We start from the raw sequence: 10,674 nt of genomic DNA on the forward strand, positions 1-10,674 counted from the left end.
CAGTGAGCCACTGCTTAGCACTGACGAGCTGACCGCACTTAGCACGGCATTCGTGTAGGCTAGCTCGCTGGCATCCATCCCGTGCGTGCGATAGTTCGGATAAGTCATCGAACATCCGCACGTGTTCCAGGCTAGCGCTGAACCGATACCGCTCAAGAGCATTAGAGCTACGCTTAAACTAATAATAAAACGACGTAATACGTTAGATTGTACGACTGTCATATGCACTATTTGCACCTCATTTTAGAATAAAACTCATTGATAGTTTGATTTTTGCTTAAAGCTTTTTCTTTTGAATCGTTTTGACTTTCCTCAATGGCCCCTGCCTGAGTCGGTGTTCCAGAGAGCGTATTTCCTGAATTGTATGTCAGTGATGTTGTGATTGATTTATCAGAGATTGCCTGAATACTTCCTGTTGACTCATTTAAGGCTACTTGAAATCCACCTTCGTTAACGACCTTACCCTCAACTTCACGGTAAAATCCAACCACCGGGAGCGGTCCTTCGGCAGTTTTAGTTGTGTGAAATACAAAGAGTCCGGCCATGCCTGGGGCAAGATTTAAAGTATGAATTTGGCCATGTGGGGTAACGGCCATTGCTTCCATGACGCGTCCGGATGAGGTTCTTCCACCGGCTTGTTTAATTTGGATAGTTGATCCAGCTTGAATAGTTTTATCCTCGCTACGGATTACTTCAGAAATTTTTAGGTCGAATAAACTCGCAGGTTGTCCGATTTCGGCTGAAATGTCTTTTGTGTTTTGGACAGCGGCGCGAACAATCAGTGGTTGTTTACAGATTACTGCAAGGCTGCTGTAATCTTCGGTTACGGCATTATTTTCAGCTCGAGCAAAAGGCACGAGACTCAGTACAAATGAGATTGCACAAAAAATTGCTATAATTCGCTTATATTTGTTCATCAGTTTAATGCCTAACTAAAATCTATTTCTAGGCGCTGAATGAACCTTCTTTAAAACCAAAAGAAAAACCGCAGAAAAACCACGCGCAAAAAACATTCAAGACAGTTATGACTATTTTCAGATAAAACGTGACCGAATAAATCAAATAACCGTACTTTCAGGTGCGGGATTGTATATTTCCCCATCGATAATGTCAATTTTAAAGCATCAATTAACTAGTTGATTTTGTTAGAAATATTGCTAAAGCGTAAATATTACTCAAAATATATTTAAAAATTTTAGCAAAACATAAAGTAATGCTAGAAGTAGGCCCCCTACTTTTCCTACTTCTCCTCTCTTTTGCAAAGTAACCCCGTACCATAAGGGGGCTTAGACCCAAGGCCTCGTCACCGAGTTTATTTTAACAGGAAAAAGCTAATAAAAAAGGGAGCTTATAGCTCCCTTTTAAAAACTCTAGTTATATATGAGCCCTACTTATCGGTCTTAATCTGCTCAAAAATATCGCGGAAAGTTGCCGATCCAGCAGATTCATCGAGATACTGCGCGTAGTCCTCCTTCTGCTTCGAAGCTCGCTTAGCAGGCTTCAAGCTCAAGCTGATACGTCGCTCTGCCTTGTCAACGTTTGTGACTTCAGATTCAATTTCGTCACCAACTTTGAACTTCTCATAGTGATTATCACCCTTTTGCAGTCCAAGTTGCGAAATATGAATCAAGCCCTCTACGCCCTCCTCAAGCTCAACAAATACGCCGAACTCAGTCACACTGTTAATCTTACCACGCACCTTCGCGCCGGCTGGATAACGATGTGGCACTGTATCCCAAATATCTGGAGTAAGTTGCTTAATGCCTAAGCTGAGTCGCTCATTCTCTTGATCGATTTCAAGCACAACAGCTTCAACAGTCTCGCCCTTCTTGTAGAGGTCTTGCAGTTCCTTTGGATCCTTAACACGCTTAGTCCAAGAAATGTCAGAAACGTGCACTAGCCCATCAATGCCATCTTTCACCGTAACGAAAATACCAAAGTCAGTAACAGAGCGCACTGCACCAGTGATTTTTGTTCCAGCTGGGAATTCTTGCTGTAACGATTCCCAAGGATTTGGCAGGAGCTGTTTCAAGCCTAGGCTGATCCGCTGCTGCTTAGCATTTACTTCCAAAATCTGCGCAGTAACATCATCACCCGCATTCAGTAATTTATTTGGATGCTTAGTTTTCTTTGACCAAGTCATTTCAGAAACGTGAATCAAGCCTTCAACGCCGTCTTCAAGCTTAATAAAAGCACCGTAATCAGCAATGCTCATGACTTTGCCAGTCACCGTATTGCCTGGAACATACTTCATTTCCACATGATCCCAAGGGTTGTTATGCAGCTGCTTCATGCCCAAACTGACCCGTTCCTTGTCAGTGTCATACTTAAGCACAACCACTGGAACAACTTGTCCAGGAGTTAAAATTTCTGACGGATGATTAACACGTCCCCAGGACATGTCAGTAATATGCAACAAGCCATCAATGCCGCCTAGATCGATAAATGCACCGTAGTCGGTAATGTTTTTCACAGTACCTTCCATCACTACACCTTCAGAAATATGACCCAGTGTATCTTGCTTAAGCGCCTTACGTTCTTCCTCGAGTACAACTCGACGCGAGAGCACGATGTTGCCACGCTGACGGCTAAACTTCAGGATTTTAAATTCCATTTCCTCGCCGAGATAACGGTCAAGGTTACGCTGTGGACGCACATCTATTTGTGAGCCTGGTAAAAATGCAGGCACGCCAATGTCGACCTGCAGACCACCTTTGACTTTCTGCACAACACGGCCCTTGACGTTCTCATTACGCTTGAAAACATCTTCTAACTTAACCCAGACGCGATACTGCTCCGCGCGGTCTTTAGAAATAACGATTTCGCCTTCTTCGTTCTCAGGGGCGACCAGTAAAACCTCGACCTTATCGCCAACGCTTACTGTGCACTTCCCATCGGCGCCAAGAAACTGGGCCATCGGGACATTACCTTCAGATTTGAATCCAACATCAACACGGACGGAGTCACGTTCAACGGCCGTAACAGTGCCGATTACAAGTTCCCCAGGCTTTGTTGCTTGCGAGCTAATGTTTAAGAGGCGCTCGAACTCAGATGTGTCGTTCGGATCAGCAACCACTCGGTTGGGGGTAAACTCTTCAATTGTCATCATGCTATTTTTTTATTTTCTCCTTCATCCAGTATTAAGGGACTGGAAAGCCCTTTTTTTTAAGTAACTCACAAACACGCTCGACAACCTCTACAGGACCAAGCGCGGTCGTATCAATTAAAATCGCATCCGGCGCTGGTAACGCTGGATCAATTGCACGCGAAGTATCACGACTGTCACGTGCGGCTAAATCATGCATCACTGCCTGAGTCGATGCTTGACCTAGCTCATGCTGCCGACGTCGTGCACGTTCAGCTAAATCTGCAGTCAAATAAAATTTATATGCTGAGTGTTTAAAAACCACACTCCCCGCATCTCTACCTTCAGCAACAATATTTTTACTTTTGCCGAAATTGCGTTGGATCCCACTGAGGACCTGACGTAATTTTTTTAGAGTTGCAATTTTACTTGCAGCTTCGCTCACAGTTGGATTTGTCAGTTCCTCGCTAAGCTTGTCTCCGTTGACAGTAAAGACTGTCTGGCCATCGGCATCGAGAGAAAAATCAAAACTCAACTGTTCTGCAAGAGCAGTTATCTCCTCATCTACTTCTAAGTTTGCTCCTGACTGCAGCGCCAAGTGCGCCACCGCCCGAAACAATGCCCCAGAATTGAGGTGCACGAACCCGAGCCTTCTAGCAAGATTACGAGCTGCTGTCGACTTTCCCGACCCGGCTAATCCATCAATTGTAATCACATATTGAGCCATTACCCTGCATCAATGGTCAAAATACTCAAAATAATCAACTTTTTGCCAAAAATCTGCCCCCTAGCCTGCATTAGTGCTAGATCATCCCGCAGAAACGCCCGGATTGGCTGAAATCGATTATTTGCACGAAAATTGTATTTTTAGCCTCGATTGGAATATCATCCTTTCTTCTCAATTTTTCTTATGGGTAGTCGCAAGTAAAACTTTTCAAGGTTTTCAATTTTCAACCGCAATTTTTCTCCATGCTTCCGATCTATATGCACAAGGCTCTGTCACTGTAAAAGCTCCTCTAGCAAGGAATTTCTCAAGAAAACTCTCTTTGCTCTCAACGTTTTTAGAGTGACAGAGCTTCATGCTCTCAAGTCAAAAGGCAGCACAGCCGCCAGCATTAGCTGGTTTGCGCGGAGAAAAAACATTATGAAAAAAAATACGCTCGTCGTCTGGCAGCAAGAAACGGTCAAGTCAAGTGGATTTTTCGGTCTCAACAAAGAACCAAAAACAGTCATTCATGAAGTGTTGTTCGAAGGAGAATGGACGCTGGAAGAACTAAAGCAACAAACGCAATTCGACCTTCATTTTGCTGAATTCATGCAACGTGTCAAAGAGGCAGAGGCAAAGGGCTTCAAACCAAAAGGAGGTCATGAAATCGTCCACGCTTACACCGACAAACCACTCTCAGGTGCAAGCACTTGACCGATCAAGTCCAATCCGGAGCCAAAGGTTTTCTCAAAAAGAAGCTTGCGGCTCCCTCTTCTCTTCGCTCTGCGCTATAGATTACCTTACAAGATTATTATTTGCGCCTGTTCCACGCTCGATCTCACTCTTCCCGAGAAAGCGCTTAAGTAAACATGCGTATCCCACGAAATGGCCCAGTATCTAGGCCTTGGCGCCTAAGAATTTCCTTACACAATAAAGTGTGAAACGAGCGGCGTCGCGAGAAATCACCTACACGCAGTTGCAAAATCCAAAAAACAACTGCACCACTAAGGAAGGCTATAAAAAGTGCCAAATAAATCCTACTCGATGCTGTATATGTTGCCATTGCCGCAAGCAGTAAAACGACTAAAGCGCCAATCACTGGCGAAAGATACCGCCCCCAGAAGGAAGAAATTTCAACTCCAAGCTGCCGGGCTCCCTGCTGGTCAAATGGTAGTGTCTCTAAATCTTCAGCATACGACTGCAAAACCCGCGTGTGCACAACGCAGAGAGCTTCACGCAAAAACTCTTCAACTGGAGGCTGATATTGAGAATTTAAACTTTTGATTTCAGGTCGCAAAAATGTCCAAGGAATGCCAATTGTCCAAGAATTAATTTCGCAAGCCAATAACACCTTGGCAATCAGTTGGTAATGTTCTTCATCACGTGCAAACCTTGATGTTCTTGGCTGCGCAGTGAGCGCGTCGCGATCATCATGGGGATGGGGCAAAGTAGCTTCGTGGTCGCAAGGCAATTCTTTCATTCTGTAGGAGTTTGCCATTTTTTTACCTGCTTGCCAAAAATATTAGAGCAATTCAGTGTTTTATTTGTCAATCCTCGGGATTGCTCGAAGTATCTGTTCTAACTCAACTGAATTAGGCTATAAAACCAACTTAATGAATAAAATTAAAATCAGCAGCTATCTCTTACGTCTAACACTAGTCTGTTTCGGCCTCGCTCTAAGCTTTCACACAAACACGCTCGCCGAAGAAGCACCAAAAATTCGCAATGTCATTATTCAAATTCGCGACATTTTTGATGACCCGGGAGTTGAATTAATTTACCGCAAAGTAAACGATATCAAGATTTCTACTCGTGAAAAAATCGTCCGCCGTGAATTATTATTCAAAGCGGGTGATGGATACGACCAATTTTTAATTGATGAGAGCATTCGCGCGCTGCGCTCACTTTCCTTTTTACGCGAAGTGCACATCAATACAACTCCAGTGGATAACCCCATCGGCCCTGAAAAAAGCTCTGGAAAAGGCACTGAAAAATTAGTGGACATCGTCGTCAGCGTGCAAGACACCTGGACACTATATCCAACCTTGGGCTTTTCCTCTGGTGGGGGTAGTAGCAAAACCCAGATTGGATTACTCGAGGGCAATCTACTGGGCATGGGTAAACGTTTGGAGTTTCAATACGCTGAAGATGAAAGACGCAAGTCCTTTGCAGGATTTTACGATGACCCGCGGTTATTCGGGACAAAGCGCGAACTTGAACTTGGCTACACAAATCGCTCTGATGGCTACCGCGGGCTATTTCACCTTGCCGATCCCTTTAGAACACTGGTCAACAAAAATGCCTGGACGATTGATTCGGATATCTCCGATCTCGTCGGGAAATTATATAGCGCAGGCAATGAGCGTTTTATTTTTCGCAACAAGCATACTGAGTTTGGTGGCAAATACGTGATTTCGAAAGGTGACCCAGAAGTTGAATTACATCGCTTTTCTTTTGGATACCAATACGAACAAGATGATTTCACTCAGGCCGACGCGGCAGACTTTGAAGATGTAACGGTAGATCCAGACTCCGTGATCAAGGACCCGAGCTTACTTGCAGATGACCGTAAATATAGCGGCCCTATTTTTGGATATACCCAGGTACGTCCTGATTATCTGGCGATTAATTATATCGACCGCTTTGAACGTGTTGAAGATTTTAACTTAGGGCGCGTGCTCGGCGCACAAATTCAATTCGCTCCCGAATTCCTCGATTCTACAGAATCAGCCTTAATTCCAATTTTAAACTATGCCCAGGGCCTACGTTTTTCGGCGAGTTCCTTTGTGCGCGGCGAGCTTGGGCTTTCCACGCGGATTGATGCTGATGGACTTGCAAATTCATACATCCGCAATCAACTACGCTTTTACGACTATCTCGGACCAAAGAATCTTTTCGGTTACTATGTCGGTAGACACACTTTAGCTGCAGGCTTAAATCTTGAGTATGGGTCTGATTTTGACCGCGACCGCGAACTTTATCTTGGCGCAGAAAATGGACTGCGCGGTTACGAGGATAAAACATTTTACGGTGACAAGCGCTTAATTATTAACCTCGAAGAGCGTGCTCATTTAGTTGAAGACTTATTTCGCTTAATTAATATCGGCACGGTTGCCTTTATCGACGCCGGAGGAGTAACCGATGAAAATTTCTTTAGCCTCGTCGGTGATAATTTCTACGGCAACGTTGGTGTCGGTTTGCGCGTTGGATTTCCACGCTCAACTGGTGGCTCGATTGTCAGAATTGATTTAGCCTTTCCGTGGCGCGATGGGCCAGATGACAGTAACGCCTGGGAGCCGCGGGTATTTGTTTCTACTGGCCAAACTTTCAAATCGCTACTGGATAGCGAGATCTTCGGCGCACCGCATGCGAATTTGATTGAACATGACCGTTAGAAACTAGCAGAGCTTTCTATACGTCACATCTACGGAAGCTCTGATTAAGTTCGAGGTTGAGCCAAGTTCGAGGAACGGGAATTTTTGGGGAACCGACTTTATTTGAGATAAACGAGGTTCAACAACAATCTCCCGTGACGACTTGTCCGCTGTAGCAGGCGAAGCCGTGTAGGCGGAAGAAATTGGCCAAGATCGGGCTCAATCAGAGCTGCTCTAATGTCGATGGCGCCTCATCCCCAACCACTCCTGCGCTGAGATTGTATCATCTCGAGGGTCTAGATCGATAATCGCCGTAGAGACTTTAGTTGGGTTTAAACCTAGCTCTGAGCACGTCCACTTAAATGAGAATGGCACATCCTCACTATTTGTGCTCAATACCCAGTCTTTTGCTTCGTCACGATCCTCTTCGTGTGGACTAACAAGATCTAGAATAGCGCGCTGCAAGAGCGCGACTAATAGATGTTTTTCTGGAGTTAATTGTTGATTATATTCTTCAGTTATCTGTGCTAATTCCATATAGTGTCCGTCTTGCGCATATTGACGGTCGACCACAGACGGATCTTCAACAAAAAAGAAAAATATTCTTTAGTTGCTAACACTCAAGAATTACTTGATTTTAAAGAACAAAAAAATAGCGCGAATCACTGGGCTTATGACTTTTGCCTACTGGGGGCAACGGGTTTTCCAGGAATTACAGAGTTCTTCGAGGTAAATGTCATCGACATACTATTACCCATTAACGATGTGCGTTGTTCGACCACTGCATCCTCAGCTAAAAGCTGAATGATTTCATTAAATGTCTGATCGCCTAATTCTTTATAGGCAACTTCTCGACCCTTAAAGCGCATTTGAAATTTTACTTTATGACCCTCAGCAATAAAGTTTTTTGCAGCGCGAATCTTAGTTTCAAGATCGTGGCTGTCAGTACTATAGCGCACGCGCAATTCTTTAATTTCGTGTTGGGCACTATGTTTACGCGCTTCAGCAGCTTTTTTTTGCTCGCGATACTTTAATTTGCCGAAATCGACAATCTTACAAACCGGCGGGTTAGCATCAGCAGCAACTAAGACAAGGTCTAAATCCTCGGATCGCGCACGGCGAATCGCATCTTCTGTTTTAACAATTCCGACCTGCGAACCATCAGATCCAATCAGGCGCACAGCTTTAGCTGTAATTTGTTCATTGATAATATGTTTATCATCTTTTGCAGGTTGATTACCTCCCCGCCCAAAATCGCGACCGCGCATTAAATATTTTTCCCTTACTTCAATGACCTATGTATTCGGCAGCAATTTGAATTATTCTGCTAAAAATCCGCTGCTACAAAGCAGGCTAACAATTAACAAACACTATTCCAATTTGCACCAACCGATGGTCAAGTAGCTCAGCGCTACTTCCATCCTTAAAAAAGACGATGTAGCATATCGCCTTTAATTTACAATAGAAAGCTACAACCATTAAGCAATTCTGCTGAAAACAGTAGTTTTTTAGCTTGAAGGGCTTTTAAGACCCTCCTGATTTATGTTATTAAGCGAGCGCCATTTCAGGGCTCAGGTGCATAAGCAGCAACAAACGCTTATAACTTGAAAAACATAAATCGGAGCGTTTTCAGCCCCTCAGGGGTCAAGAAACATCCGCTGCTGTGGATTGTTGCAGAGCATGTCGTTCGAGCAACACTCCCTTTTAGGAGAGAACAAGTGTCAAATACATTACCAGGTCTAAACGAGTTAGAAATTCCAGCTACGGCAAAGTTAAATATTAACCTAAGCACAAACCAACTTGCAGATATTGCAGTAGCCAAGGGTGAGGCTAAACGCACAAAAACTGGCGCACTCGCCTGCTTTACCGGTGAACATACCGGACGCTCTCCTAAGGACAAATTCACTGTCAAAGATGCAACTACTGAAAAAACAGTCGATTGGGGCACAGTAAATCAACCCATGAGCGAGGAGCACTTTAACCGCTTACGCCAAGATCAACTTAAATATTTGGCAGATAAGGAACTCTACGTTAGCGACGCATATGCCGGAGCTGACAAAGATCATCGTCTGGGAGTGCGCGTGATTAACGAGCGCGCTTGGCATAACATTTTCTGTCGCCATTTATTTTTACGCCCGCAGGCAAGCGAACTCGGCACAATCGATCCTGATTTCACAATCATCCACACGCCGTGGTTTAAAGCTAATCCTGCAGTGCATGGAACGAATTCGGAAACATTTATCGCTGTGAACTTCACACAAGGCTTAATTTTAATCGGCGGCACGCAATACGCAGGCGAGCAGAAAAAATCGATCTTTTCGGTACTTAACTACCTCTACCCACTCAAGGGCATTTTCTCAATGCATTGCTCGGCCAATGTCAGTAAAACCGACAAAAACGACGTGGCGCTATTTTTCGGTTTATCTGGCACAGGTAAAACTACACTTTCCGCTGATCCAAATCGCCGCTTAATCGGAGATGACGAACACGGCTGGAGCGAAAAGGGTGTATTTAACTTTGAAGGTGGTTGCTACGCAAAATGTATTAACTTAACCGAAGAGCGTGAACCAGAAATCTTCCGTGCGATTCGCGACAACGCAATTCTTGAGAACGTTGTGCTTGATGCTGCAGGAGTGCCAAACTACGACGACAAGAGTCTCACCGAAAACACTCGTGCGGCGTACCCGATTAACTATATTAATGATGCAGTACTTGAAGGCACAGGCACACATCCTAAACACATCGTCTTCTTAACTTGCGACGCTTTCGGCGTGATGCCACCAATTTCCAAGTTAACTCCTGATCAAGCAATGTACCACTTCCTCAGTGGCTACACTGCAAAAGTTGCGGGCACAGAAAAAGGCATGGGCAATACTCCGCAGACTACATTTAGCACTTGTTTCGGTGCTCCTTTCCTACCCCTTAAGCCGACTGCTTATGCTGAGTTACTGGGTAAGAAAATCAAAGAACATAACGCCCAGTGTTGGCTGGTTAATACCGGCTGGACCGGAGGCGGAGTTGGCGTCGGATCGCGCATGAAACTGAACTACACTCGAAGAATGGTCCAAGCTGCACTTTGCGGAGAGCTCGATAATGTCTCGTTTGTGACAGATGAAATCTTTGGTCTACAAATCCCAACTACGGTCCCGGACGTTCCTAGAGAGGTATTAACTCCAAAAAACACTTGGAAAAATACTGCTGACTATGAGCGCATGGCAAAAGAGCTCGCGCAAAAGTTCAGAAAGAATTTTGAGCGCTTTAGTTCCTATGCGCCAAATCTTGTTGCAGCAGGCCCAAAAGCTTAATTTCAATAACGAAACGAGTTGCAGTAGCTGCAAGAGAATCTGCTGCTATTGCAGGGGAACCTACCCTGCCTTCGACCCGAGCGTTTGACCGAGACTTCGGCGTGGGCGCGGCGCGCGCGCCGAGCCCGGGGGGCGAGGGGGGGCGGGGCGCCCCCGACATCACCCAGCCCCGGTAAGTAGAACAAAAAGATACCAATAATAATT

At 44.9% G+C, this 10,674-nt stretch carries 10 protein-coding genes; 3 read left to right on the forward strand and 7 right to left on the reverse strand.

Annotated elements, in window-relative coordinates:
* The 4 genes from JNK13_02415 to cmk form a co-directional block, all read right to left on the reverse strand.
* Positions 1-222: hypothetical protein (locus tag JNK13_02415; protein ID MBL7661584.1), on the reverse strand; the 222-nt coding region annotated here is incomplete at its 3' end.
* Between the two features lie 5 nt (positions 223-227).
* Positions 228-917 carry a hypothetical protein gene (locus JNK13_02420; GenBank protein ID MBL7661585.1) on the reverse strand — a complete coding sequence of 230 codons (690 nt, stop codon included), beginning with the start codon at positions 915-917 and terminating at the stop codon, positions 228-230.
* Between the two features lie 470 nt (positions 918-1,387).
* The gene (locus JNK13_02425) at positions 1,388-3,109 is read right to left on the reverse strand and encodes a 30S ribosomal protein S1 (protein MBL7661586.1); all 1,722 of its coding nucleotides are present in this window, start codon (positions 3,107-3,109) and stop codon (positions 1,388-1,390) included.
* Positions 3,110-3,140: 31 nt separating this feature from the next.
* Positions 3,141-3,812, reverse strand: coding sequence for a (d)CMP kinase (gene cmk, locus JNK13_02430; protein MBL7661587.1), 672 nt, complete (start codon positions 3,810-3,812; stop codon positions 3,141-3,143).
* Positions 3,813-4,229: 417 nt separating this feature from the next.
* Between cmk and JNK13_02435 the strand changes: the two genes are divergently transcribed.
* On the forward strand, positions 4,230-4,505 hold the full coding sequence (locus JNK13_02435; protein ID MBL7661588.1) for a hypothetical protein: 276 nt from the start codon (positions 4,230-4,232) through the stop codon (positions 4,503-4,505).
* A 145-nt stretch (positions 4,506-4,650) separates the two neighbouring features.
* On the opposite strand, the gene JNK13_02440 is transcribed toward JNK13_02435, so the two are convergent.
* Positions 4,651-5,289: a hypothetical protein gene (locus JNK13_02440; GenBank protein ID MBL7661589.1), complete on the reverse strand. Its 639-nt coding sequence runs from the start codon at positions 5,287-5,289 to the stop codon at positions 4,651-4,653.
* 115 nt (positions 5,290-5,404) lie between these two features.
* On the opposite strand from JNK13_02440, the gene JNK13_02445 reads away from it, so the two are divergent.
* The gene (locus JNK13_02445) at positions 5,405-7,186 is read left to right on the forward strand and encodes a hypothetical protein (GenBank protein ID MBL7661590.1); all 1,782 of its coding nucleotides are present in this window, start codon (positions 5,405-5,407) and stop codon (positions 7,184-7,186) included.
* A 213-nt stretch (positions 7,187-7,399) separates the two neighbouring features.
* On the opposite strand, the gene JNK13_02450 is transcribed toward JNK13_02445, so the two are convergent.
* A complete protein-coding gene (locus tag JNK13_02450) occupies positions 7,400-7,738 on the reverse strand; it encodes a hypothetical protein (GenBank protein MBL7661591.1) in 339 nt (112 codons plus the stop codon).
* A 98-nt stretch (positions 7,739-7,836) separates the two neighbouring features.
* Entirely contained in the window at positions 7,837-8,433 is a 597-nt protein-coding gene (locus JNK13_02455; GenBank protein ID MBL7661592.1) for a translation initiation factor IF-3, read from the reverse strand.
* Positions 8,434-8,919: 486 nt separating this feature from the next.
* On the opposite strand from JNK13_02455, the gene pckA reads away from it, so the two are divergent.
* Complete coding sequence (gene pckA / locus JNK13_02460) at positions 8,920-10,470, forward strand: phosphoenolpyruvate carboxykinase (ATP) (protein ID MBL7661593.1); 1,551 nt, start codon at positions 8,920-8,922, stop codon at positions 10,468-10,470.
* Positions 10,471-10,674 lie beyond the last annotated feature (204 nt).

It is taken from the genome of bacterium, assembly GCA_016786595.1.
Taxonomy (GTDB): Bacteria; Bdellovibrionota_C; UBA2361; order SZUA-149; family JAEUWB01; genus JAEUWB01.